Source organism: Blautia sp. HA3515 (assembly GCF_059933065.1).
The window spans coordinates 1-23,360 of record NZ_JAYFUY010000044.1; the positions used below are offsets into that span (position 1 = coordinate 1).

General features: G+C 45.0%; 21 protein-coding genes and 8 pseudogenes. 3 read left to right on the forward strand and 26 right to left on the reverse strand.

Annotation, left to right across the window (positions count from 1 at the left end; all coding sequences use genetic code 11):
- The 3 pseudogenes from R1Y93_RS03095 to R1Y93_RS03105 form a co-directional block, all read right to left on the reverse strand.
- Nucleotides 1-803: pseudogene (locus R1Y93_RS03095) on the reverse strand (ATP-binding protein); the annotation flags it as partial.
- Nucleotides 800-1,541: pseudogene (locus R1Y93_RS03100) on the reverse strand (phage replisome organizer N-terminal domain-containing protein). The pseudogenes R1Y93_RS03095 and R1Y93_RS03100, both read right to left, overlap by 4 nt.
- A 113-nt stretch (nucleotides 1,542-1,654) precedes the next feature.
- Nucleotides 1,655-2,055: pseudogene (locus R1Y93_RS03105) on the reverse strand (cysteine-rich VLP domain-containing protein).
- A 126-nt stretch (nucleotides 2,056-2,181) separates the two neighbouring features.
- Here R1Y93_RS03105 and R1Y93_RS03110 point away from each other — a divergent pair.
- The gene (locus R1Y93_RS03110; RefSeq protein WP_005924829.1) at nucleotides 2,182-2,460 is read left to right on the forward strand and encodes a type II toxin-antitoxin system RelB/DinJ family antitoxin; all 279 of its coding nucleotides are present in this window, start codon (nucleotides 2,182-2,184) and stop codon (nucleotides 2,458-2,460) included.
- Complete coding sequence (locus R1Y93_RS03115; RefSeq protein WP_500821601.1) at nucleotides 2,457-2,747, forward strand: type II toxin-antitoxin system YafQ family toxin; 291 nt, start codon at nucleotides 2,457-2,459, stop codon at nucleotides 2,745-2,747. The genes R1Y93_RS03110 and R1Y93_RS03115 overlap by 4 nt, the downstream gene beginning before the upstream one ends.
- Before the next feature lie 107 nt (nucleotides 2,748-2,854).
- Here the strand turns inward: R1Y93_RS03115 and R1Y93_RS03120 are convergent, their stop codons facing one another.
- From R1Y93_RS03120 to R1Y93_RS03175, 12 genes and pseudogenes are all read right to left on the reverse strand, one after another.
- On the reverse strand, nucleotides 2,855-3,730 hold the full coding sequence (locus tag R1Y93_RS03120) for a MobA/MobL family protein (protein ID WP_500821602.1): 876 nt from the start codon (nucleotides 3,728-3,730) through the stop codon (nucleotides 2,855-2,857).
- Nucleotides 3,678-3,857: a MobA/MobL family protein gene (locus R1Y93_RS03125; protein ID WP_500821603.1), complete on the reverse strand. Its 180-nt coding sequence runs from the start codon at nucleotides 3,855-3,857 to the stop codon at nucleotides 3,678-3,680. Before R1Y93_RS03125 ends, R1Y93_RS03120 begins: the two co-directional genes overlap by 53 nt.
- A gap of 7 nt (nucleotides 3,858-3,864) precedes the next feature.
- A pseudogene (gene mobQ / locus R1Y93_RS03130) lies at nucleotides 3,865-4,302 on the reverse strand (MobQ family relaxase); the annotation flags it as partial.
- 186 nt (nucleotides 4,303-4,488) lie between these two features.
- Nucleotides 4,489-4,779, reverse strand: coding sequence for a DUF3847 domain-containing protein (locus R1Y93_RS03135; RefSeq protein ID WP_500821604.1), 291 nt, complete (start codon nucleotides 4,777-4,779; stop codon nucleotides 4,489-4,491).
- 28 nt (nucleotides 4,780-4,807) lie between these two features.
- The gene (locus R1Y93_RS03140) at nucleotides 4,808-5,269 is read right to left on the reverse strand and encodes an RNA polymerase sigma factor (protein ID WP_044960469.1); all 462 of its coding nucleotides are present in this window, start codon (nucleotides 5,267-5,269) and stop codon (nucleotides 4,808-4,810) included.
- A gap of 10 nt (nucleotides 5,270-5,279) precedes the next feature.
- Nucleotides 5,280-5,732 (reverse strand): hypothetical protein, encoded by a 453-nt coding sequence (locus tag R1Y93_RS03145; RefSeq protein ID WP_014081145.1) that lies wholly within the window; start codon nucleotides 5,730-5,732, stop codon nucleotides 5,280-5,282.
- 103 nt (nucleotides 5,733-5,835) lie between these two features.
- On the reverse strand, nucleotides 5,836-6,249 hold the full coding sequence (locus tag R1Y93_RS03150) for an RNA polymerase sigma factor (RefSeq protein WP_014081146.1): 414 nt from the start codon (nucleotides 6,247-6,249) through the stop codon (nucleotides 5,836-5,838).
- Nucleotides 6,250-6,704: 455 nt separating this feature from the next.
- Entirely contained in the window at nucleotides 6,705-7,619 is a 915-nt protein-coding gene (locus tag R1Y93_RS03155; protein ID WP_014081148.1) for a sensor histidine kinase, read from the reverse strand.
- Nucleotides 7,620-7,633: 14 nt separating this feature from the next.
- Complete coding sequence (locus R1Y93_RS03160; RefSeq protein ID WP_014081149.1) at nucleotides 7,634-8,440, reverse strand: ABC transporter permease; 807 nt, start codon at nucleotides 8,438-8,440, stop codon at nucleotides 7,634-7,636.
- Nucleotides 8,433-9,353 carry an ATP-binding cassette domain-containing protein gene (locus R1Y93_RS03165; RefSeq protein WP_014081150.1) on the reverse strand — a complete coding sequence of 307 codons (921 nt, stop codon included), beginning with the start codon at nucleotides 9,351-9,353 and terminating at the stop codon, nucleotides 8,433-8,435. The genes R1Y93_RS03160 and R1Y93_RS03165 overlap by 8 nt, the downstream gene beginning before the upstream one ends.
- Nucleotides 9,354-9,437: 84 nt before the next feature.
- Entirely contained in the window at nucleotides 9,438-10,130 is a 693-nt protein-coding gene (locus R1Y93_RS03170) for a response regulator transcription factor (protein WP_500821611.1), read from the reverse strand.
- Nucleotides 10,096-10,275, reverse strand: a complete 180-nt coding sequence (locus tag R1Y93_RS03175; protein ID WP_500821605.1) for a helix-turn-helix domain-containing protein — start codon at nucleotides 10,273-10,275, stop codon at nucleotides 10,096-10,098. The genes R1Y93_RS03170 and R1Y93_RS03175 overlap by 35 nt, the downstream gene beginning before the upstream one ends.
- Before the next feature lie 173 nt (nucleotides 10,276-10,448).
- Between R1Y93_RS03175 and R1Y93_RS03180 the strand changes: the two genes are divergently transcribed.
- Complete coding sequence (locus tag R1Y93_RS03180) at nucleotides 10,449-10,697, forward strand: helix-turn-helix domain-containing protein (RefSeq protein ID WP_500821606.1); 249 nt, start codon at nucleotides 10,449-10,451, stop codon at nucleotides 10,695-10,697.
- 216 nt (nucleotides 10,698-10,913) lie between these two features.
- On the opposite strand, the gene R1Y93_RS03185 is transcribed toward R1Y93_RS03180, so the two are convergent.
- The 11 genes and pseudogenes from R1Y93_RS03185 to R1Y93_RS03235 all read right to left on the reverse strand — a co-directional run.
- A complete protein-coding gene (locus R1Y93_RS03185; protein ID WP_500821607.1) occupies nucleotides 10,914-11,120 on the reverse strand; it encodes a hypothetical protein in 207 nt (68 codons plus the stop codon).
- Between the two features lie 16 nt (nucleotides 11,121-11,136).
- Nucleotides 11,137-11,491 (reverse strand): annotated as a pseudogene (locus R1Y93_RS03190) (TnpV protein).
- Nucleotides 11,484-13,388 (reverse strand): annotated as a pseudogene (locus tag R1Y93_RS03195) (DUF4368 domain-containing protein). The pseudogenes R1Y93_RS03190 and R1Y93_RS03195 overlap by 8 nt, the downstream one beginning before the upstream one ends.
- 107 nt (nucleotides 13,389-13,495) lie before the next feature.
- Nucleotides 13,496-14,475: pseudogene (locus R1Y93_RS03200) on the reverse strand (type IV secretory system conjugative DNA transfer family protein); the annotation flags it as partial.
- Nucleotides 14,472-15,040, reverse strand: a pseudogene (locus tag R1Y93_RS03205) (PcfB family protein). The pseudogenes R1Y93_RS03205 and R1Y93_RS03200, both read right to left, overlap by 4 nt.
- 107 nt (nucleotides 15,041-15,147) lie before the next feature.
- Nucleotides 15,148-15,318, reverse strand: coding sequence for a hypothetical protein (locus tag R1Y93_RS03210; RefSeq protein ID WP_500821608.1), 171 nt, complete (start codon nucleotides 15,316-15,318; stop codon nucleotides 15,148-15,150).
- Nucleotides 15,308-15,451, reverse strand: a complete 144-nt coding sequence (locus R1Y93_RS03215; RefSeq protein WP_164492145.1) for a hypothetical protein — start codon at nucleotides 15,449-15,451, stop codon at nucleotides 15,308-15,310. Before R1Y93_RS03215 ends, R1Y93_RS03210 begins: the two co-directional genes overlap by 11 nt.
- Before the next feature lie 68 nt (nucleotides 15,452-15,519).
- On the reverse strand, nucleotides 15,520-20,781 hold the full coding sequence (locus tag R1Y93_RS03220; RefSeq protein WP_500821609.1) for a SpaA isopeptide-forming pilin-related protein: 5,262 nt from the start codon (nucleotides 20,779-20,781) through the stop codon (nucleotides 15,520-15,522).
- 475 nt (nucleotides 20,782-21,256) lie between these two features.
- Nucleotides 21,257-21,877, reverse strand: a complete 621-nt coding sequence (locus R1Y93_RS03225; RefSeq protein WP_500821610.1) for a sigma-70 family RNA polymerase sigma factor — start codon at nucleotides 21,875-21,877, stop codon at nucleotides 21,257-21,259.
- 667 nt (nucleotides 21,878-22,544) lie between these two features.
- Nucleotides 22,545-22,772 carry a hypothetical protein gene (locus R1Y93_RS03230; protein ID WP_005334838.1) on the reverse strand — a complete coding sequence of 76 codons (228 nt, stop codon included), beginning with the start codon at nucleotides 22,770-22,772 and terminating at the stop codon, nucleotides 22,545-22,547.
- A gap of 233 nt (nucleotides 22,773-23,005) precedes the next feature.
- The coding region (locus R1Y93_RS03235; protein WP_003864619.1) for a hypothetical protein at nucleotides 23,006-23,360 on the reverse strand (355 nt) is incomplete at its 5' end.

Genomic DNA, 23,360 nt, shown 5'->3' on the forward strand with positions numbered 1-23,360 from the left:
CGGAAATTCTTCCCGTCAAAGAGAATCGGCGCACACCGTTCCAGAATACGGTCATAGATACGGGCGTGGGCCAGATCAGGCGGTTTTTTCAGCTCGGACAGTTTCAAGTTTGTTGTGATAATCATGGGCCTGCGGCTGCGATAGCGGCTGTCGATGACGAAAAACATCTGCTCCATAGCATATTCGGTACTGCGCTCTACACCCAGATCGTCAATGATAAGCAGGTCGTACTCGTCAAAGCTGGCAATAAACTCCGACCTGTCCTCAGAGAACATCCCGGTCAGGCGGTTCAGAATGGTGGGGAAGTTTGTCATCAGCACCGGCACATCCTGGTCAAGCAAAGCGTTGGCAATACATCCGGCGAAGAAAGACTTGCCGGTTCCCACATCTCCAAACAGCAAAAGCCCGATATTGCTCTTATATGCCTCCTTCCAGTTCTCCACATAGGCGCGAGCCTTGTCCATCAATGGGTTTTCGCCGTTGTCGTTGGCAAAGGTGTAGTCATAGAGATAGCGGTCTTGCAAGCCCTGTGCCTTTCGGCGTTTGATACGCTCCATGCGGCGCTGCCGTTCTTCAAGCAGCCTTGCGCTGCTCCTCAGCCTCCCGCTGGCACTGGCAGATGCAGCGCGGCATAAAGTAGCCGGATTTCCCGAAGCATGGCACAACGGTCTGCCTCTGGCCGCCGCATTTCTTACAGTGAATGAGCCCGTCTGCCGGGTCTACGGTACTCGTCCTTCGGCCAGTTCCATACCGACGGCTGCCTTGTCAATCAGCGCCCGGATTTCTGCGGTAATCTCCATCATACGGTTTCATCCTCCTTTACGCTGTAATCCCGGTTGCGGGTGGGCGGGGCCGCCTTTTTCGCGTCCCTCACCGGCCCAGCGCCGGATGGTGGCGGCATGGCTCTGATACCGCTTGCCGGTAGAAGCCATGTACTCGGACAGCTTTTCGATGTACTGGCCCCATACAGTGGGAAAGCTGGCCTGTAAGTCTGCCAGTTCCACCGTGCGTCAGGAAAACATTCATCGAGGTAACGGCCATAGGCGTGGGCGGGGTGTCCCTTCTCTATCTCTCTCTTTATCTCTATCTCTTTCTCTAACTCTATCTCTATCTCTGGTGGACGAATGTCGGACGAAATGTCCAACCTTTGTCCGGGGCGCAGAAAGCGCCTTATTTTGAAGCCTTGCAGCCCGCTTTCGCTCGGCCTCGGTAGAGGACTGGCCTATTAAAAGTTCGATGTTGCTCATGTAGAATGTGCCGCTGTCCAGCACCTCCACAAGACCCAGCTTCAAAAAGATCTGCAAGGCTCTCTCCACAGTGCCGATCTGCTGGCGGGTAATGGTGGCGATCATCTGCGCAGTGTAAGGAATGTCCTCGTCAAGTTGAAGCCGTCCGCCATGTTTCAGCGATTTCAGATACAGCTTGAGCAGAATGTTGGAATACAGCACACCATCCTGCATACTTTCCAGCAGCACGATGGAATCATCGTCAAAATAGTTTTCTTTGAGTTTCAGGTAATAATATTTTCGGTTGTCTGACATAGGGTTCCTCCTTGGGGTTTCTCTTGGGATTCTGTACGCATTTTAAGGCCGTTTTAGGGGTCAGAGGATAAATCTATCAGCCTGCCTTTGACACCCTCGAAAAAAACCTTGATTTACAAGGGTTTTTCAGCCCCTAAAGCGTGACATTTCTCCCGTTGTTTCCGCTTGCGCTTTGCGGCGTTGATCCGCTTCATGCGTGCGGCACATTCCGGGCAGTATTTGGCCCGTTGTTGGAACCTGGGGTAAACAGCGCCCTACATACGGCGCATTTCTTTGCATTCAGCCGGTGGAACAGCGCCGTTTCCAGTTCCTTATCCTGCGGCAATACCGCCGCCCGAAACCACCTGCACAACAGGGAGTAGGAAATAGACTGGACACAGACACATTCCTCCCCATCGTCCAGGGCGATACAGTTTCCGTCGATGTAGTTACAGCACTCATGCACCAGCCTCCGCACTCTGCGGTACTGGCGGTAATCCATGACGGGGATAGGTTCAGACTTATTGTTCTTCATAAATGATTTCTTTCATAAAGTCGGTAACCTCCTTAAATGAATTTATTGTTAAATATTCGTGCAAAGTATTGTTTTCTTCGTGCAAATGGCATATACTATAATTGCCAGCAGAAAGGGGTTGATCGTATGGCTGGAAATACCACAAACATCAGTATCCGCATGGACGCAGATTTGAAAGCGCAGGCGGACGCACTGTTTACTGAACTTGGCATGAACCTGACTACGGCGTTTAACATCTTTGTGCGCCAGTCGCTTCGTGAAGGCGGCATTCCCTTTGAGGTAAGGCTGGAACAGCCGAACAAAGAAACGGTTGCTGCCATGCTGGAAGCGGAAAGGATTGCAAAAGACCCGTCTGTAAAGGGCTACAATGACCTTGACGAGTTATTTGCTGACCTGAAAAGATGAAAGAAACCAAATATACCGTCAAGTACACGACCAGTTTCAAAAAAGACTACAAACGAGCCATCAAGCGTGGCTTGAAGATTGAGGTGCTGGAGCAGGTCGTAGCGTTGCTGGCGATGGGCGAATCGCTGCCGGATAAGAACCGTGACCATGACCTGTCCGGCGATTGGGCAGGCCATCGGGAATGTCATATTCTCCCGGACTGGCTGCTTGTCTACCGCATAGAAGATGATGTTCTGGTGCTGACGCTGGCCCGCACCGGCACACACAGCGACTTGTTCGGCAAATAAACAGTCTGCCGCCGTATGGGGAAACCTGTACGGCGGTTTTTCTGTGTGCAAAAGTATGTCGTGAAATGCGACGCACTTGACAGGGGTATGCCAAAATGCAGTATCCTTTACCGATCCGGCTCCCGGTCGTGAGGCTTGTCCCGTTCCTGTCTGGACAGCTGCTCGGCGGTTTTGCGGAGCCGTTCCACTGCTTTCAAATCCTCCCGCATGGATTTCATGGCAAGCGTGTCCGTCTGCTTTCCAGCGGCCAGCTGGTCAATTTCCCGCTGCCATGCCTTCGGGGTGATTGCCTCACCGCTGTCTTTCAGTTCCTTTAGATACCGGGCCGCTGCGTCATAGAGGATCAGTTCCCGGCTGTGGCACTGTTCAAACTGTTCCCGCTTTTCCGGTTTTACTTTGGCAAGCTGTTTGTGGATGGACTTGTACTGGTTGTACTGTTCCCACATCTCCCCGCGTTCGGTAAGAGTGGCGATCCGGCGCTCAGCCTTGACGATCTTTCCCCGCAGGTCATAGTAACGGCTGTTCATATCAGCGATTTTTTCATGAAGCTGCTGCATAGACTGGATGCCGTTTGCCTGCAAAAAGCTGAATAGTGCAGCGCTTTCCTGCAAAGCCCGGATTTTTCCGGTACGGGTGCGGGGAGCGTTCAACTGCTGCTGAGCCTCCCACAAGGCGGTCAAGCTGCTTTGCTGTGTTTGTGGTTTTTCCGCTTCGGCTTTCGACCAGTAATAAAGACGGGTAATGCGGGCTTTGATTTCTTTCAGCAGCTTGTTGTCGGCGGCAATCTGCCGGTTTACTTCGCCCTTGTCGGTGCGGATGCCGCGCTTTTCCATTTGGCTGGCGGCTGGCCCCAGATGGACAGACGGAATCTTATCAATGCCCTGCCGCTTGTAACTGCGGTGGTCAATGCGCTCCGGTCTGCCGGCAGATTCACAGCGCCCGGTTGGTGCAGGCCGCCCACGCTGCCCTCCAAATCTCCACATTCCCTTTATCGTTCCAGTTGGTCGTATCCTCTCGATGATTTTTCCAGCCGCCTTTCCCATCCGGGATACGCTGTCCATTCTCGTCCAGATCGTATGCCTTGCCGGCACTTTGCGCCCCACTGTCCATTTTCTTTCAAAGGCCGGAGCGTCAGCATGATATGGACATGAGGGTTGCCGGTTCCCTTGTCATGGATAGCAAAGTCGGCGCACATTCCTTTGTCTACAAAGTTGTCCTTCACATAGGCACGCACAAGGGCAAGCTGCTGTTCGCCGGACAGTTCACGGGGCAGGGCTGCTTCAACCTCGCGGGCAAGCTGGCTGTCCCTTGCTTTCTCGATTTGCTCCACGCTGTTCCAGAGGATAGAACGGTCTGCAAATTCCGGCGGCGCGTTGGCAGGCAGCATGATCTCCGCATGGACAATGCCGCCTTTCCGGGTGTAGTCGTGGGTCATTCCATCCCATTCATTTGTCAGCTTGGTTCCGCTGCGGTAAGCAGCTGCGGCAACAGCAGAACGGCCCGCGCTGCGCTTGATGATACTGACGGGGATATGACAGAAATCTATGGGGAACACCTCCTTTCAGTGAGGGGATAACAGGCTCTGTGGAGCCGGGCATACGCAAAGCGGGTGTCTGGCTGCGCAGAGCGCACAAGGGGTTTGGGGAGCGTAGCTTCCCATCGCGGACGAAGTACGCAACGCCCCCGGCAGGGCGCACAGCACCGGCAACGGTGTATAAGTGCGCCCTTGTAAACAAGGGACTTATGGCGTGTCCCCGGATTGTGACAGGTTTGCAGTCAATTCCGCAGCCCCCGGAAGATGGGACAGGGCAATCAGAAATGTTTTGACCTCCGCGCCGGAAAGGTCGGGAGCCAGCGGGAAAATCCCCTCCAAAACGGCTCCGCGCTCAATCAGGCGGCGGGTACGACCCCTGCGTTCTTCATTCCGCTGCTTGTTCTCTAAAATCTTCTTGCGGTTTTCAAGCTGCCGGATCTCCTTCAGGACTTTCTCCCGTTCTTCTTTTTGGGGGTGGGCTGTAATTTTTTCGTTCATGTCAGGCACCTCTTTTCTTTGGAAATACTCATAGATTGACCGTCCATTTCTGACGCGCAAAGTACCGGCGCAGCCTCCGCAGTGCAGCGTGGATGGATTTTCCCGCCTGTGATGGTGTGATACTCTCCATTGCGGCAATATCTTTCACTTTCATACCCAGCATATAGCGGGCGTGGACACGGCGAGCCTGCATAGGCGGCAGGGAAGAAATGGCTTCGTACAATCGCCGTATCAGTTCTTCGTATTCGGCTAATTCTTCTTTTTCTATCAGGTAGTCCTCCGGCGATGGCTGCGCCCAGCCGATGGCGGCATTTTCGATTCCATCGTTACAATCAAGGGAATAAAACGCCTTATACCGGAACATCTTGCGATCTCTGGCGGCCTCGGCCCTCTTATCCAGAAGAAACGCTTCGACGATCTCATCGGACACCTCCACAAAAATGTCCTCTTTGCAAAATGGATAATATTGTTTGAGATTGATGGTCTGCATAGGCACGCCCTCACTCTGTTTGAAAAAGGTCATCATAGCAGCGGCGCATATTCCGCAGCCCCCGGTGGATGGCAACGCTGACCTTACTGCTATGGATACCCTCTCTCCGGGCGATTTCCGGCTGCTTGATACCGGCAATGTAGTAGGCGTGAACACGGCGGGCCTGTGTCGGAGTGGCATGAGCCAGAGCCGCAGGCAGAGCTGCAATCAGGTGCAGGCGGGTGGTCATTTCTTCTCGTTCCAGCAAAATATCTTCCGGCGATCTGCTGTGTTCCAGTGCGTAATTTTCCAGCCAGCTGTATGCGTCCAGAGAGTAGTAGGCGCGGTGGTAGACTTTCCGACGCTCATAGTTCTCCATCTCCCGCTGGGCCTGATACATCGCTGCCCATACCTTGTCCGTAACATCCACAAACTCGTCATGCCGGTAGTGGGGATACATCCACCGCAGATTGATTGTTTTCATAGGCTTACCTCCTGAAAATTGGAGAGGCGGGCAGCTCGTCCGCTGTCCGCCCCTCGCTGAGATAAGGGAAATGATCCCTTTCACTTGGTAGCCAGAAAACAGGTCATTCGTTAAGCCTGTTCTCAAAGAAATTTATAAATTTTTTTCTGACCGCTTCCACACTTTGATAAACAGCCACTTTGGAGCAGCCGCACAGCACACCGATCTCTGCAAGGCTCAGCCCGTCAAGCGCATAGAGCAGGAACCGGCGGCGCTGGGCCTCGGTACAGGTGTCCAGAACAGCCATCAACTCATGCAGCGTTTCCATGCGGCAAAGGTATTCCTCCGGCGTTTCGCCGTAGCCCCCTACGCCCTCGGTGGTAATGATGTACTCGTCAAACTCCCGGCCATCCCAATGCCGCCGCTGTTCATGGAACAGGTTCTCCGTTTTATGATCGGCCCGGTCAAGAAATTCATAGACTTCCAGCGTAACCTCCACGGCCACAGCTTGTCCGTTATAATTGATGGTAACTTCCATCTGCCTTTCCTCCATTCAGATTTTTTGGGTAAATCTGAATGGGGCGGCGGGGAGCGGCACCGGGGATAAAGTTCGAGCCATGCTGACCCGATGTTCCGGCTCCACAGGGACAAAAAAGCGCTCGGACGGCATAAAGCCATACGAGCGTAATAGAGTATATTTTGCTGTTTAGTTACATGGTATAGTGCATACTTCTGACCGCATTGCTCCGCTGCTGGGAACAGACTTTTTTTAGCTGGTGCAGGTCATGGGTACTGTGAAAAAAGGCAAGCATAGACACGGCGGCAATCCTCCTATATGCCGCCGTGGATTTACACGGTGTTAGGTCGTCGGGTTTCTGCTTTTCGCAAAAAGAAACGGCGGCTCTGTTTTTTCAAAGCCGCCGGAAGATAGCATAGGCGCGTTAATAGATCTGCTTTACGACGGCTTTTTTTCTTTTGCCGTCGTCCGGCAGATTATTTTTTTATGAGTAAGGGCGAAAAATCAATCGTAATCATAAAATTATGGTCATGTATTTCAATTATTGGATTTGTACAATTCATCATAAGTAATAGCTTTTTCACAATGTAAAGTCCTTGTCCAGACGTACCATTACTTCTTGAAACATCTGCTACATAAAAGCGTTCCAACAGTTTTGAATATTCTTCTGTAGGAATAGATGCAACAGGATTTTTAATACAGAGTTGTACAGAATCTGCAATATTAATTAGTTGAATTACAACATTATTTGTAGTGGATGTTACCGCATTGAATATAAGATTTTGTATAATGCGAATACACGCCTTTCTGTCAGCATTAAGATAGATGTCCATATTAGGTATTTCTATTTGGGGTTCAATTCCATTAACGCTGAAAATCGAATAATTGTCTAGCAGGATTTCAGTAAGCAATGAGCATAGCTCAACCTTTTCATAGTAAAATGGATATTGTCCTGCTTCTAAAAGAGAGATTTGATAAAAGTCATCTATGAGACGTTCTAATCTCAATGCTTTTCCGGATAATGCTGAAATATATTCCGCTCTTTTTTCATCAGGCGCACTTGATAGAAGTTGCAAATATCCGCGAATGGAAGTTAGTGGTGTCCGTAAATCATGAGAAAGGCAAGAAATATTCTCTTTTAATTCATTCTCCTTTTTTTGAATTTCGCCCAGATAAATATTATCTTTTGATACAATCTGATTTATGATTTCAACCAAATGCTCTAACCGCCTATCAGATAAAGACACTGTAACTAACTTTTTCGTTTTTCTATTCAGAATAGCATTTAGTTGGACGATTACTTTATATATCTGTATTTTCCAGTTAATTAAAGAAATTGAAAGGATAATGACCAATGCTATCAGAACAAGAAACATAATCGCCCAACCCATATTCTACCTCCCTTTTACTTGATTTCTTTTCTAATCATAATAAGACCGCCAACAATCAAAAGAGAAATGCACCCTATGAAATAGAATGGTAAATGCTCAATAATACCCATTGTGCGACAAGAGCTGAAATTCATCCAATAGTACATAGGATTTCCATATACAAAAATTTTTAAGGGTATTGAAACCGTCTCCATATCACTCCATAGCATTAAGTAAACAGACGCTCCACTGAATACATATAAGCAGCAAATCCCTGTTACAATCCCTGTATTTTGAATAACGACACATAAAAAAATAGAAATGCTTTCTAATGCTAATAAAACCGTTCCGCAAGCAAGAGCCCATCCCAAAAGGTTTATTACTTCACTCGCAGTTGGAATGTAACCGGATTGTATGATTTCAATAACGAAAAATGTAGCTACAAAAATCAGATACGTTATCAGAGACACCACCAATATTGTAATCGCTTTGGTGTAGTAGAGAATAGTTCGTTTAGTGCCGTATGCAACAGATAATTTGATTGTACCCGTATTATATTCTTTTGTAAAAAATATGGTTGCAAATAAAATGCCAATAATCCAGAAAAAGGCTGTATATGCAAGAGATGAGCGGGCAACAGTTTGAAACGTTGGTATTTCACTAGATAGATAACACTTAGCTTGAAATCCGATTACACTTTCTGTTCCATCTCCGGCTCCAAAAAAAGTCATGTCACCAAGTGCAAAAGAGACCATTATAACCGCCGCACATACGCCTAATATAGTTATCAATATCTTTGAGTGACGCAATTTATAAAATTCAGCTTTAAAATGGTTAATCATTTTGGCACCCTCCTATCAAATTAGTGTAATAAGTTTCAAGACTATCTCCAGATTGTGCTAACTGGTAAATCGTAATGTTATTTGCACTTAGCAACGCTGATACTTTTCCGGCATTTTCAACATAATCATATAGATGAATACTTTTGTCTGGCATAACAGTAAAATTTGAAGTATTCAGTTTGCTTTCCAATAAAACACTAGCAGCAGCTACATCATTCACTTGCAACAACAAATGCTTTTTGCAGCGTTTGTCTAACTCTGTAGCGGTAATTTCCTGTAAAAGTTTCCCCTCATGTAAGATACCATATCTATTTGCTAATTGATGAAGTTCCGTGAGAATGTGACTTGAAATCAAAATAGTGATTCCACGTTCTTTATTTAGTCTTTTGAGTAAGTTTCTTAATTCGATAATTCCAGTAGGGTCTAGTCCGTTAATTGGTTCATCTAGTACGAGAAATTCAGGATTCCCAAGCAAAGCGATTGCGAGAGCTAGTCTCTGCCGCATACCCAAAGAGAAATCTTTTGCTTTTTTCTTTCCGGTATCTTTCAAACCAACTAATGCTAAAGCATTATCAATGCAACCTTTTCCTGGAATACCGCGTTGCAAACGTTGTACCTCCAAATTTTCATAGGCTGTCATATCAAGATAAAGAGAAGGGCTCTCAATAATACAGCCAATGCGATCACGCTGCTTTGCAAGTTTCTTATTGCTTTCACCGAATAAAGCAATTTTGCCAGTAGTAGGTTCCGCCAGTCCGGTTAGTAAACGAATCATTGTTGTTTTACCGGCACCGTTTTCTCCGATAAACCCATAAATATCTCCTTGCATTACAGACATAGATACTTGATTTAGGGCTAGTGTATTGCGATACTTTTTTGTGATGTTGATAGCTTCAAAAACTGTTACGTTCATATTTTCACAGCTCCTTTCTTGTTATTTAGTATCGCAGACAATTCCTTGAATAATCTAAAGGTAAAGCTAAAGATTATCTAAAGCTCACTTTGCAAATCGGTAACCCAAGCCCCATATGGTCTTAATTCGGCAGCCTTCGCCCTTTAATTTTTTTCGTAAGTTACTTATATGTGTGTTAATGACATCATTATCCCTTGCAAATGGTTCTTGCCAAATACTTTCATAAAGATTTTGCTTAGAAAAAACTTTATCAGGATATTTCGCCAGTAGTTCTACAAGTTGATACTCTTTTGCTGTAAGCACAATAATTTCGTCTGCAACAGTAACTATTTTTGAAGATGTATTAATGGAAAGTTCTCCAAAGGTCAAACAAAGATTGGGAGTATCTTTTTGACTTCTTAGCAAATTGCGTTCAATTCGCGCTAGTAATTCGTCCAAATCAAACGGCTTTGTTAAATAGTCATCAGCACCCAAGCGTAGCAGTTCGACTTTGTTGAATGTTAAACTTTTTGCAGAAACAACAATTACAGGTACGTCTGAAAATTTTCTGATATTTCTAATTAACTCATCTCCACTGATAAAAGGAAGCATTAAATCTAAAATAATTAAATCCGGGGATAATTCTTTTATACGTTCAATCGCATTTGCACCAGTAAGTGTGAAGAAGACTTGATAATTGTACTTTTCCAGATGGTCTTTTATCATAACGCAAATTTCTTTATCATCTTCGATAATTAAAACATTATTGATGTTGAAACTCCTTTCTGCGTCTATCAGTCGGCTTTTCCGCGTCCTTTGGGATCAGCCAAACACCAGCCATATTCACAGCGCCGGAGATACGCCCACCAGCGCAATAATAATTTGCACTACGAGGTGTCACGCCCCACTTTTCGGCGGCCTCTTTCAATGTCATATAGTCCATTTCGCACCTCCACAGAGTACATTATAGTTCTCTTTTTCGAACAATGCAAGAAAACGGGATATGAATTATAAACTTCAACTAACCTGCATGTAGCAACATTCCACGGGCAAAGTATGAATTATACAATGTAGCTGGGTGATGTTATATGGCGAAAGTTGAAGATCGTCCCGGTTTTGAATCCTTCGGCGCAGATGTCAAAGCTGCACGAAGAGGCAAAGCGTCTGGCACGAAAAACATTGGCAGAAATGGTTGGGATCGAATGGCGGTATCTTGCCAATATTGAGAATCAAGGTGCGATTCCGAGCCTGCCTGTGATGATCCAGTTGATTAAGGTCTGCGGACTTCCCGTGGAACGGTATTTTAACCCGGAGATCATGCGGGAAGAGAAGCCGAACAGCGGCAACGAGTCAGCCACAAGCTGAAGCTTTGCCCTGAAGAATACCTGCCGATTATCGAAGGTGCCATAGACGGGGCGCTCAAAATGGAACAGACTGCGAAGCAGAAGGAGGACGCATAATCGCGGCCTCCTTCTGGCATTTCTATATCAAGGTTCCCGGCACTTTTCCAAAAGTTCCCGACACCTCTGCTGGATTTCTCCGGTTTCTGTCACAGTCAGGTCACGGTCATTTCCAGTAATCTTATCTTCCAGAAAGTTGGCGTATGTACCCAACAAAGCGTTCCGTAAATCCTCCGGGGGTTTTCTGTATTTCAGCGCTGTACCAGTCATTCCGGTGGGGTTCCCACGCCATCAATGTATAACCGTGGCTGGTCTGAACCACCTCATACAGTGGATCATCATCCAGATATGCCTGAAACACTTTCAAAATCTTTTCAAAGGTCAGCATTTCCCGCACCTCCCATTCAGCTGCAAATCAGTTCCCTGATTAAAATTTCCTCAATCTGTGCCGTTAATGTGTTCATCAGCCCCACCCAACGCATAGGGTCACAGGCTTTCAGTTCTTCCGTGACACCCGCAGTCTCCATCATGTGAGGCAACATAGTGTCCACACGCTCCTGCGCTGTCCGGTCAATCTCTATCAGGTGTGGATACAGCTTCTCGCTCATCAGCAGATGGTTGTAGAGAATGGGGCGATGTTCCTTTAGGTAGGATTTTCGGATTTCTGCCGTACTTGCCGATAGAAGTTTCCGGTTGTTCAGAAAGTTTTAGGTTGGGTATATCATAATCTCCACAACGAATGTAAGTCAACTTACTCATATCCATTCTCCTTCGCTTCGTGACGATTACAGACTGCTGCGCTGGCTGCTATGCTGCCTTTGCGCGGTTCTTCTTTCGGTAGCTGTCCGACAGTAGAAAAAATACCTTTTTTCATATCCTCAGCCCGGATCAAGGCTTTCTTAGCGTCCATTTCCGCTTTTTTCTTCGCCTTGATTTTGTCCTCATACCGTTTTTGTGCGCCGCTGGCTTTCCGCTTCAAATAGTTCTGATGAAGCCTGTCCTTGCGTTCTTCTTTTTTCTGCAGTTCTTCCTGTTCCTCCGGGGTTAAAGGAACCGGCTGTAAGGATGGTGGGATATAGCGTCCTAAAAAATTGAAGTAGATTTCAATTTCCTGCGTGGTGTCCTGGCTGCCTTTTCGGGCGCGTTCGTGGACAAGGATTTTCTCTACAAACTCGTTGAGCATGGTGTTTGTCAGCGTGTCGAAATTCTCATACTTATCAATCAGGGCTATAAATTTCTCTGCGGATTTCTGGCTCTGCTCATAGCTGGTAACAGCCTTTTCCAGCTCCGCAATTTCAATCTCAAGTGCGTCCTGCTCTTTGGCATACTGTGCATCAAGCGCCCTATATCGTGCATCCGGCAGCTTGCCGAGGGCATTGTCCTCATAGATTTTGCAAATCAGTTTTTCCAGTTCTCCGGCTCTCTTTTGAGCAGCAGCCAGACGCCTGCGCTTTTTCGATATATCGGCACTCTGTTGAGCAACCTGCGTTTCCTGAACGGTGTGAATAAATTCCGTCCGGTCATTTCTGGAATATTCAGCGATAGCCCGGAGCGTGTCGGAAACCAATGTCAGAACAGCGCTCTCATTGATACGGTGTTGAGTGGGGCATAGTGTCCCACACGGAATTTTGGTATAATTGGAACAGGTATATTGAGAAATCCGCCTGCCATTGTTGGTGCGATGGACATACATCTTGCCGCCACAATCGGCACAATAGAGCAAACCTGTGAGGGGAGCCGCTTCGCCCCAGCCGTTTGGATAACGCCGTACATTGCTGCGGATTTTCTGCGCCAAATCAAAGGTCTGCTGGTCGATAATGGCTTCATGGGTATTCTCAAAGATCGTCCATTCATCCTCAGAAACATAGTGGCTTTTCTTGTCCTTAAAGTGCTTGCGGGTCTTGAAATTGATGGTATGCCCTAAATACTCTCGTTTTTTCAAAATGTTCACGATGGTAGATGATCCCCATCCATAGGGGTCTTTGACCGGCTTTGAACGGTTCACACCTTCGTTGAATCGGGCAAGGTGTACGACAGGAATTTCAATCCGGTCTGCGGACAACTTGCAAGCGATCTGATAAGGCCCATATCCCTCCAGCGTGAGGGAAAAGATACGGCGTACCACTTCGGCAGCTTCCTCATCTACCAGCCAATGCTCCCGTTTTTCGTCCCATAAGTAGCCGTAAATCACAGTGCCGGTCAGGTGCTTGCCGCTCATGCCTTTTGACTTAAAACAGAGAGCGAATTTTCCGGCTGGTATCACGGGCGTAAAATTCATTCATGATGTTGCGGAACGGGGTAAAATCGTCATCGCCTTTCAGACTGTCCACACCGTCGTTGATGGCAATCAGACGAACGCCTCGCTGCCGCAAAACCTCCATGACCTGACCGACCTTTAGATAGTCGCGCCCCAACCGGCTCATGTCCTTGATGACGATTGCCTCTACACGCCCTGCCTCCACTTCCTCCATCATCGCCAAAAATCCGGGGCGGTCAAAACGGGTGCCTGAGATACCATCATCGGTAAAGTGCGTAGGGTTTGGGAGTCGATCTCCGGCGGGCAAAATCCTCTAACATTTGCTTTTGGTTGGATATGGAGATCGCTCTCGCCCTGTAACTCATCATCCCGGCTCAGGCGCTCGTACAGTGGGGTAATTTTTTCATTTCTCTCATGGCTGTACCTCCTGAAATAAAAATGCTCTTAGTGATTGCTTCACTAACCACGACAAAATCATGATTAAGAAGTCACTTAGAGCATATATCACCGGCAGCAAGCTTGTACTTGCGATATTGCCTTACTGCAAAGTGTTCCGGATTTTCTGCTTCCAGTTCTTCAAACAATTCATCTACTGCATTCTTAAACTCTTCATCATCCTCCCTGGTCTCACTGGCATTGATAAATTCCAACAGAGTAGAAAAGTTCTGTTCTTCCTCTGGTGCCTCATACCAGATGTATCCGATCAGTGCAGAATACAAAAGACGTTCAGCCTTCACCCAGAAATCTTCGGTTGATTTTTCACCTTCACCTTTGGTATTTGCAATAATGGTATTGACCAGTTTCAAGATATCTTTCTCACTCCGGATATAATGGAACGGATTGTAATGCATGGACTTTTTAAAGTTGATCGTATTTAATACCTTGATTCGGTAGCCTCCATTTACCAGCATCTTCCCGCATTCAACAATGATCGTTCCCTTGGGATCAGTGACCACATAGGATACGTGATCTGTCATCTGCATAAGGTTCGGCTTCACATAGAATCTTGTCTTACCGGATCCGGAACCACCGATGACGATCACATTCTTATTTCTGGCATACTTTGGTGCTTTTGGTCGGCTGTTCATGGTCAGACGTTCTGTTTCTGTGAGGATGACATTGTTCTCAAAGACCGGATCCATGAAGGGTTCGATATCTTTTCTGTTTCCCCATCTTGCAGAGCCATACTCCACACCCTGCCGGAACTTCTTTGCATTTTTAGAACGATAGTAGACCACCAGTTTTAATGCACCTGCAACCAGAACACCTACTGTAAGATCCTGCAAAGCGATACTTGGCAGCCAGCTTAAAAATGCCAGTCGGAAATTGACTAACATCACGCCAAGTCTCTGGACCATGCTTTCTCCCAGGCAATGCCAGGTGCAGCCAGGAAGCCTTTATCTGCCACATAGAAGATAAAGAAATATGGGAGATTTAAGATCACCAGCCGTTTGACCTGGATCTTCTGTAATTTTTCCCGGATCATCGTTCCTGACCTCTGGATTTTTGTCTCTGCTTCACACGCTGGCGGTTGCTTTGCTTTTCTTTCTACAGATTTCTGCAGTTTCTTTCTGACGGATGGTTTCTTCGACTGTTTCTTTTTCAGTTCCACTCCTGGCAGATCCCCGGAAAGCCGCTGTCATCACGTCCACATCTTTGGCCTTAAAGAAGACCAGATATTTCGGTGGATCCGCACCGACCTCTTTTTTCAGGCTGTAATCAATCCCATATTTTCTTGCCACACGGTCAAAGGATTTGATATTTTCATCTGTGATCTTTAAGTTGGAAAGCCTGTACTCCCTGTGCATTCAGCTGCTTGATGGTCTGCTTTCCATGCGGCTTTTTCTTTTCAATCTTTTTTCGGGCTTTTTCCCTTCCTTTCTCCTGAGCCCGTCCGGCTCTTTTTCTGCCATTTTCACCTGCGTTGCTTTCTGTTTCCTGCGGTTGTCCATTTCCAGGAACTTCCGAAGGGCTGCTTTTAGCACACTGGCAGTGATCTTGGCTCCCTGGATGCTCAGGCTGATCACTTTCTGATTTACTTCTTCCTGCAATTACCCACGTCCTTTCTTTCCTTTCATTTCAGAATAAAGACGGGCAATACAATATCCGATGCATGGAACATGTTTTCCATACGGACAGCCACCACATGATGTTGTTTTTACTGCTTTTTCTTTTCAGGAAGCAAATAGTGGCACTGTTTCAAGCTACAGCCTTTCTTTTTTCCTCCCCACCAGTAACAGTACTTGCAGGACCATGGCTTTTCTTCGCTGTACTTTCTTCCCTCAATAGCTGCATTTGGTTCTATGATCAGATTTTTATTAGTCTTCATTCTGTTCTTCCTCTTTTCTCATGATTTCTGTCAGTTTTTTCTCTGCCTGACTTCCGGCAGCAATGAGACAATACAAAACTGTAAATATTGCCGCTGCTCCCAGAAGAGCAACAAAAATAATGATATTTCTCATGCTTTCTCCCATCTAAAAAAGCGTCCACAGATTCCTTTCGGTTTCCATGAACGCTCATTCTTATTTAATTAGTGTTTCTTTTTTCTCATAAATGCAAGGGCTCCTGTACCAGTCGCACCAATGCCGAGAAGCATAAACCACAGCCACAGATTGGTGTTATCCCCAGTCTTTGGTGAATCACTGACAGGTTTTCCACCTTCCGGTGTCTTTTCTGCCGGTTTTTCCTCATCCACCATGGTTACATGCTGTACTTCACCGGTATCCTTTACTTCGAATTCCACATCTTTTGCAACCAGATAGCCATCCGGTGCCGTTTCTTCACGGAGAGTGTATTTTCCGATCGGAAGCATTTCGATGTAATGTGCTTTCTCTGTACTGGTCCAGCTTTCCACAACTTTTCCATCCTGATCAAGGATTGTGAGTTTCGCTCCCGGAAGTTCTTTTCCGGCGATATCCTGTTTGGAGATTTCTACCTTCGTCACATCATCCTTCATCTCAACTTTCTGCACATCGGCAGTATCTTTGATCGTGAACTTCACGCTTTCAGCTGTCACGTAACCATCAGCAGGTTTTGTTTCAACCAGTGTGTATTCTTTTCCGACAGTCAGCTCACGGATCACATGTGCTTCTTTACCGGAAGTCCATTCATCCACGATATTTCCATCAGCATCTACCACTTTCAGCTTACATCCTGGAAGTTCTTTTCCGGTTGGCTGACTGGATTTGGTAAATTCAACGACGGTTGGCTGATTATCAAAGGTAAAATCATAAGTGACTGTCGGCTGATCCTCACCTGCATACTCAAAGGTAAATTCCTTTCCTTCATCGTTGGTTACGAATCCGTCCGGTGCATAGAGCTCTTTTACATAGTAAGTTGCTCCTATTGGAAGATCTGCAACAAATGTGATCTTTCCTTCTTCATCCGTAGATTTCAGTTCAATAATCTCATCAGCTTCAATCAGGACTTTACCAGTTGTCTCAGACTTAATGTCTTCTTTGGCAAATAATCCAAAGATAGCGCCTTCCAATGTACGGTCAGAATCTTTTTCTTTCTTAAGTACACTGACTTCTACTCTCTGGCGGTTGTTCTGCCAGTCTTTGTCATAGACTACAACTGGTGTATTCTGATCCACGTAAGTCAGATCTACATGACGGATCTCACCATCCAGTACATGACCGTAAGCAGTTCCTGTTTCTTTCACATAGTATTTACCAAGTGGAAGATTTTCCAGTTTTGCAATACCGGTTTCATCTGTCTTGATCGTTGCAATCAGTTCATCCTTTTTATAGTAATCGTCACTGACGCCATCGGCAGCCTTAATGTCTTCCTCAGCATAGACTTCAAACGTAACATCTGTCAGCTTTCCGGTTACATAGTTTAAAATGTGTTCCACCACACCTTTGACCTTATCGGCCAGTGTAACAGAATCCAGAAATTCTCCCTTTTTGTTGATGATGAGTTCACCAACCGGTACCTCGTCCTTCATTTCCACTTTCTGAACCTCTCCGGTATCTTTGACTGTGAATGTCACATCATTGGCTACCAGATAACCATGCGGTGCAAACTCTTCATGTAGGGTATAAGTCTCACCCACTTTCAGATATTTGATCACATGCGGTGCATCTTTGGAAGATGTCCAGCTATCTACTACATTTCCATCTTTATCCGTTACTTTCAGATAAGCTCCATCCAGTTCTACACCGGTTGTTGCATCTGATTTTGTGATCTCAACAGTTGTCGGCTGGTTCTTCTTTACGGATTTTAATGTTACTGTCTGTACATCCTGCCCCTGATAAGAAGCATCAAATCTCAGTACTTCATCCGAAGATACGAATCCATCTGGTGCTTTCAGTTCTTTTACATAATAGCTTCCAAGTGGAAGATCCAGTGTACATGCTGCCTGACCTTTTTCATCAGAAGTCATTTCCTGTAAAAGAGTATCTGCTTTGACGATCACTTTTCCATCTTTTGTCTGGATGTCTTTTGCGTTGTAAATACCGAATACTGCTCCGGCTACTGTATTGCCTGTCTCAGCATCCTGTTTTTCGACAGTAATCGACACTTTCTGTCGTTCGTCTGTGACAGAGATTTCTTTCTCGATCACTGCAGTATCCTGATCCGCATAAGCAAATTCGACATTTTCCGGCACGGTATTTAACACATAAGTGTCCGGTGCATTCTTCTCTTTGACATAGTATCTGCCAAGTGGAAGATTCTTTACGGTTGCATAACCATCTGCATCCGTTGTGACGGTTGCTACCAGTGCATCCTTTGCAAAATACAAAGTTCTCTGTCCATCTGCATCTACCTGATGATCGGCAGTATAAATATCCTCTGCCGCATAGACTTCAAATTCTGCTCCTGCAAGTCCAGTCATTTCATACTGGAAATCCTTATCAAATCCTTTTAACACTTCACCCTGTTTATAGATCTTTAACTGACCTTTGACTGGGGCATTGGTATATTCCACATCAATGACTGCATCTCCTGTGACAGGATCGGTCAGATAAGCAGTATCTGTATCAACTGCAACTGTCACATAGTTTTTGGATATTGTGTACCCATCGGGTGCTGTCACTTCTTCAATCCGGTAGTTGCCAGGTTTCAGATTTCTCGGCAGTACCAGGTATCCTTCCTCATTTGTGAAATAAGATTTGTGTATCGTCGGCTTTGGATAGGATGTTGTCTGTTCCACATATTTCTGGTTATCCAGGTCGTATACCTTGAATTCAGTATTTGCCAGGAGTACAGATTTCTGTGTTTCTGCATCCTTTTTGATGATCTTTAATTTTGCTTTGAATTCTTTGTCCAGAAGCACTCGCCATGTCTGCGGTGTATCTGGATGATTTTCTGTGATCTTCACTACAAAATCATCAACTGGTGCATAGTTGTGTTTGCTTGTAGTTTCTCTTACCACATAAGTTCCATATGGAAGCGGAATCGATTTTGCATATCCTTTTTCATCGGTAAACATTTCTGTCTGTCCATCTGCAGTCAGTACGACTGGTCTGGCTGAATCAAAATCATAACTTCCATCTGCTTTTACTTTCAGATTACTGACAAGCCATGCTGAAAAACCGACTCCCTGCAGAAGATCTGCATCGGTTTTTCCGTTGTTTGCTGCCTTGATGATCTGGAACGGCTGCTTAATGACGGTTTCTTTACATACAGAAGTTCTTTCTACTGTCGGGACAGTAGCACCTTCGTAAGTACAGTCCACATCATGCTCTGTCGGATCCAGTACGTATCCCACCGGAGCACTAAGCTCTTTCAGATAATATTTTCCAAGATAGAGATCCGATACAGACGCTTCGCCATTCTTATCCGTTGTCAGGGAGGTGATCAGGCTGTCTTTCTTATGAATTGTTCCGGTTCTTCCATCCGGATGAACAATATCTTCCCTTGCATAAAGGCCATATACTGCACCTTCCAGTGTTGCATCACCCTGTGCTTCATTGCCTGTCTCAGTATCCTGTTTTGCAATGTTGATTTTTGCATTTACACGTTTGTCTGTTACATTTTTATTCGTTGTCTTTCCGATAGTAAGAGTCACATTATAAGACTTTGTATCGATCTGATATCCTGTCGGAACAGAGATTTCTTTCAGATAAACAACTTCCTGTGTCTTCTCCATTGTGAGCTGTGAAGCACCATTCTGATCAGTTGCAGGCATCTTTGCGATCAGCTTTGTACATGCAGCATCGGAATAGATCCCGTACACTGCACCAGCCAGTGCATTTCCTGTATCCTGGTCTTTCTTTACAATGGATACCTTGCATTCTTTTGTCCAGGTTACTTTAAAGTCCACATATTTCTCATTTCCGACACCTTCACCGAAAACAAGAGCCAGGTCCTGTGTTCCAGATCCTGTTGTGATCTTATAGGCTGAATATTCCTTATCAATACTTCCTTTCATCTTAGAAGAAAATGTAGCACTGACATTTTCAGCCTGATTAAGTGGTGCTGTCAGATAGAACTTTGTACCACCGGAAATCTCCACATTAGCCCCTGCAGCACTGGTTTTACCGGTTGTCACATTTACAAGTTTTACACCTTTCGGCAGCTTGAAAGTGATCGTCTGCAGTTTATCTGCTTTGAATGTGATCACACTTGTTCGCTGGCTGTTTCCTTCCACATAAGCCTTTACATTAGATTCGGAAAAGCTCATATCTACAGACGGAATGTCCGGCATATTTACACAATAATTGTAAAGCTCCATTGCCAGGTTCTTTCCTGTTGCATTGGTTCCGGATGCCCAGTCACTGGATCCATTTGCATAAGCCGCTGCGATATGGGTAATGATGAATCTCTTTCCTGCCGGGAAATCCGGATGTTTCTCATCGAAGAAACCATTCTCATCACTTGCTTTTGTTCCGTAATAGCAGACCTTTGCAAGTGTCTTTCCATCGGCAAGTTTCTGGATCGTATAAGTTCCATTTCCCGGTCCTTTTTTAGATGGTTCGACACAGTATGCTGTCGCATTGATGCTTCCCCATTTCACATAATATGGACAAGTCAGATAAGAACCTAATCCATAGTCTGCGTAATAGTACCAGGAACCGGCTGTAACAGTGACTGATTTTGTTCCTGTTTCACCGGAAGCAAGCATCATTGGCATATCGAAAGTAATACTTTCGCCTGCTTCAAGATCTGCAAGAGCAACTTCCTGGTCAACAGCTTCCTGCATAACCTCTGAGAGTGTGATCCCAGTTTCCGGATCAACGGTCTCCTGATCCTCCGTTGCTTCGATCTCTGCATCAAATTCTTTTTCTGTCAGTTCTGTTTTGCTCTCCGTGTCAGCAGCACCAGTTTCCTCTGTAGACGAGTCAGCCTCAGAATCCTCTGTTTCTGTCTTATCGGAAGAACCCGCATCCTGATCAGAAGAACTTTCTGACTGCGAATTTTTCTGTTGATCCGCTTCTTTTACCACGATCTTTCGATTGATCTGGTAAGTTGGATGATCCGTTGTCTGTGGTTCTACATAATAGACTGCTTTATAGGAATTGGCATAATCAGTAGAAAAGTCATTCCCGTCCGTATCTTTTGCTTCCTGAAATGTAACTTTTACTTTGCTGTCATCCTGGATCGTAAGACCGGTATAATCACTCTTTACATCGAAGTTTTCTCCAACCTTGATCTCATAATCCTTTGCAGTTACCACCTCATCCTCATCCAGCTGATCCTTGATTTCCTCATAATACGGAATCTTTTTTACAGATCCGGCATCATCAGAAGCATAAGCAACTGTGGGAGAGAGTACCGTCGATAGGACCGTTACTGCGGTCAGTAAACCAGACATCACCCTGCGTGCTTTCTTTTTCACGTTCATTCTCTTAAATCCTTCCTTTCTGATTCTTTTGTGTATGGTTATCTGTTAGTTTCTGCATATTATCTTTTATACGAAGATGATCGCCTCCTTTCCTGAAATTTGCGCTATTTGGGACAGTCAGCACAAGCTGAGATAACAGCACAAATATATGGCGGTACCTGTTTGTCACAAATACCGCCACATGATTTCTACTGTCATCCTCTTTTCAGATTCAGACATTTTATTTTGATTTAAGATTTAAGCGTTTTCCTGTTTTTCTTTCCCGGATCCGTTCCTATATCAGTTTCCATCTCTGATACGTTTTCTTCTAGCAGACACGCCGCTTTTCGCTCTATGCATGTTCAAACCTAATATCACTCCGGGCAGGCTATTCATTTTTCAAGGTACATGAAGGTGTTCTGTGTAAAACCCTTCATATAACGAAACGCTCAGAGCCTGTTTTACAGTGGTCTAATTCAATTTTTTTGAAATTTTTTTAAAATTCTTCGTTTTCCGCCTTTTTTTTCATCGTTTTTAATGCCCTGTCCAGGAGATCATTTACACTCTGCTGTTTGATCCCCAGATAATCTGCGATATCCTGCTGGCGCATTTCTTCGAAATAAACCAGATTGAGTACCGTCTTTTGTCTCTCTGTTAACTCCTTGATCAAAGCATTCAGAATTTCTCTGTCGATAACATCGTCAACAAAATTTTTTGAAGATCCTCTCATAATATCCGCATCATCTGTAACATCGCTGTTAGAAAATACACCATGATTGGATTTGACTTTGCTCTGACTATATTCCATACGGTCTTCAGCCTCCATCAGCAGACGGATATACCAGTTTTCATTATCAAAGAACTCTTTATTTAATTCCTTGTTATCGCCAGTTACACTTACATATTCATAATCATCACAACTATGAAGTGGAAATACGGTTGATTGATTTCCCGCTGTATAAAGTACATATCCGTGATCATAAACAGAGATTGTTGTATCTGCATTGATCATTTCCTTTACTACAACTTTGTGTTCCTTCAAGGATTTCACGCTTGGGATTCTTTTCTCCATATCAGCAACTTTCACGATTTTCTTCAGTTCTTTTAATGTCAACATAAAGACCACCTTTTCTGCCTTTCGGCTCCGGGTGGTCCATTCCATCTTTTATGAAATTCCTGCACAGACATAAAGAACTGCAGCACAAGAGGTCAGCGAGACTCACCCGTTTTTTTTAGAAAACGCGGAGTGCGCGACTCCTTGTGTAACGCATGTATCTGCGTTTAGATTAAGTTTGCCAGATTGCCTGGCTTATTCAGTTGCTATGTGCATCTTCTGATTTATTCTCTGTTTGCTCTTTGCGAAACATGGAATAATCGCCCATAGCATCGTAAGGACAATGCCTTACAAATTCCTGGTATTCGATTTCAGTCATCTTTGCTTCCTCCTTTGTGTCATATTATCAAAATCTCTATTTACAATTATTTTTGCAAAAAAGAATTCAACCTCTATATAACGAAACGCTGAGAGCCTGTTTTACAGTGGGGTACGACAAAAAAATTGAAAAATTTTTCGAAATACGTCAAAAAAGCCCGACAAAACAAATACTTCAACAATCTCCAAAACCAGAAAATACTTCTGATCTTGCAGTGTATCCGTAAATGTTTTGCCGGGCTCTTAGTGATTCCAGTCAGGTTCAGCTCCTTGACAAACTCTTGCTGTCTGGTGCGTTCTTGATGGTTCCTGCCAAATCCAACGCCTACTACAGACAGATCATTCTATTCTGTTATGATCCCTGATTCATCATCTTTCGAGAATATGTCCGCATCCTGGACTTTAATTGTTCATCTCGGATATGGATCGGACGAACCGACACCATATCATCCTTTACAAATATCTCCAATGTACTGCGACATTTTTTGCACTCCACTTCTGAATCGCTTTGTGCGCTCTTTTCAATAAATGCTCCACATACAGAGCAGTGTACATGCCATTTAATAGCACCTGATCCCATATAGGCTTCCTCCTTTAAGCAATAAGATATTCTCCATTTATTACTCAACGGACCAAAGGGAAATCAAATCCGCCTTATGAGCATCATGCCATCCATTCCGTAAGTGCCAAAGCTACACGAACAGCACGATTTCTATTCTGATCAGATCTGCTTTGTCGATCTGTGCATCCTTTTTTATCCTTTCACCAGCTACCACTCACTCTTTCCGGTATAAAAAATTCCGCTGTGATTAATTAACATGATATTTCAATAGTTTCAAATACATCACCAGTCAGATCACAGATGTCCTGGATCTGGATCTCGGTATCATCAATCCGTAAGTGGACTGATGGATCAAAAAATTCTACGGTTCCAGATAATGTATGGTACTGACCAATTAATGGATTCTTCCATGACTTTTGAAAATAAGTTGCCTGTATCTTCATTCCATATGCCAGGATCCTTAATTTCATATCCAGCTCATTTTTCTTTTCCTCAGATAAATCTCTTTTCGGTTCATAAATGATTTCCTGTTGCCGGATTGTTTCATCCAATCCACGAAGTGCCGCAAATGGAGCAAACTGTTTTGCTCTGCGTCCTACATCCATG

Excerpts from the sequence above, each read along its gene's own strand:
- R1Y93_RS03110 (WP_005924829.1), top strand. The coding sequence starts at position 2,182 with ATGGCTGGAAATACCACAAACATCAGTATCCGCATGGACGCAGATTTG.
- R1Y93_RS03115 (WP_500821601.1), top strand. The coding sequence starts at position 2,457 with ATGAAAGAAACCAAATATACCGTCAAGTACACGACCAGTTTCAAAAAA.
- R1Y93_RS03120 (WP_500821602.1), bottom strand. The coding sequence starts at position 3,730 with ATGTGGAGATTTGGAGGGCAGCGTGGGCGGCCTGCACCAACCGGGCGC.
- R1Y93_RS03125 (WP_500821603.1), bottom strand. The coding sequence starts at position 3,857 with ATGGACAGTGGGGCGCAAAGTGCCGGCAAGGCATACGATCTGGACGAG.
- R1Y93_RS03135 (WP_500821604.1), bottom strand. The coding sequence starts at position 4,779 with ATGAACGAAAAAATTACAGCCCACCCCCAAAAAGAAGAACGGGAGAAA.
- R1Y93_RS03140 (WP_044960469.1), bottom strand. The coding sequence starts at position 5,269 with ATGCAGACCATCAATCTCAAACAATATTATCCATTTTGCAAAGAGGAC.
- R1Y93_RS03145 (WP_014081145.1), bottom strand. The coding sequence starts at position 5,732 with ATGAAAACAATCAATCTGCGGTGGATGTATCCCCACTACCGGCATGAC.
- R1Y93_RS03150 (WP_014081146.1), bottom strand. The coding sequence starts at position 6,249 with ATGGAAGTTACCATCAATTATAACGGACAAGCTGTGGCCGTGGAGGTT.
- R1Y93_RS03155 (WP_014081148.1), bottom strand. The coding sequence starts at position 7,619 with ATGGGTTGGGCGATTATGTTTCTTGTTCTGATAGCATTGGTCATTATC.
- R1Y93_RS03160 (WP_014081149.1), bottom strand. The coding sequence starts at position 8,440 with ATGATTAACCATTTTAAAGCTGAATTTTATAAATTGCGTCACTCAAAG.
- R1Y93_RS03165 (WP_014081150.1), bottom strand. The coding sequence starts at position 9,353 with ATGAACGTAACAGTTTTTGAAGCTATCAACATCACAAAAAAGTATCGC.
- R1Y93_RS03175 (WP_500821605.1), bottom strand. The coding sequence starts at position 10,275 with ATGGACTATATGACATTGAAAGAGGCCGCCGAAAAGTGGGGCGTGACA.
- R1Y93_RS03185 (WP_500821607.1), bottom strand. The coding sequence starts at position 11,120 with ATGCTGACCTTTGAAAAGATTTTGAAAGTGTTTCAGGCATATCTGGAT.
- R1Y93_RS03210 (WP_500821608.1), bottom strand. The coding sequence starts at position 15,318 with ATGAAGACTAATAAAAATCTGATCATAGAACCAAATGCAGCTATTGAG.
- R1Y93_RS03215 (WP_164492145.1), bottom strand. The coding sequence starts at position 15,451 with ATGAGAAATATCATTATTTTTGTTGCTCTTCTGGGAGCAGCGGCAATA.
- R1Y93_RS03220 (WP_500821609.1), bottom strand. The coding sequence starts at position 20,781 with ATGAACGTGAAAAAGAAAGCACGCAGGGTGATGTCTGGTTTACTGACC.
- R1Y93_RS03225 (WP_500821610.1), bottom strand. The coding sequence starts at position 21,877 with ATGTTGACATTAAAAGAACTGAAGAAAATCGTGAAAGTTGCTGATATG.
- R1Y93_RS03230 (WP_005334838.1), bottom strand. The coding sequence starts at position 22,772 with ATGGGATCAGGTGCTATTAAATGGCATGTACACTGCTCTGTATGTGGA.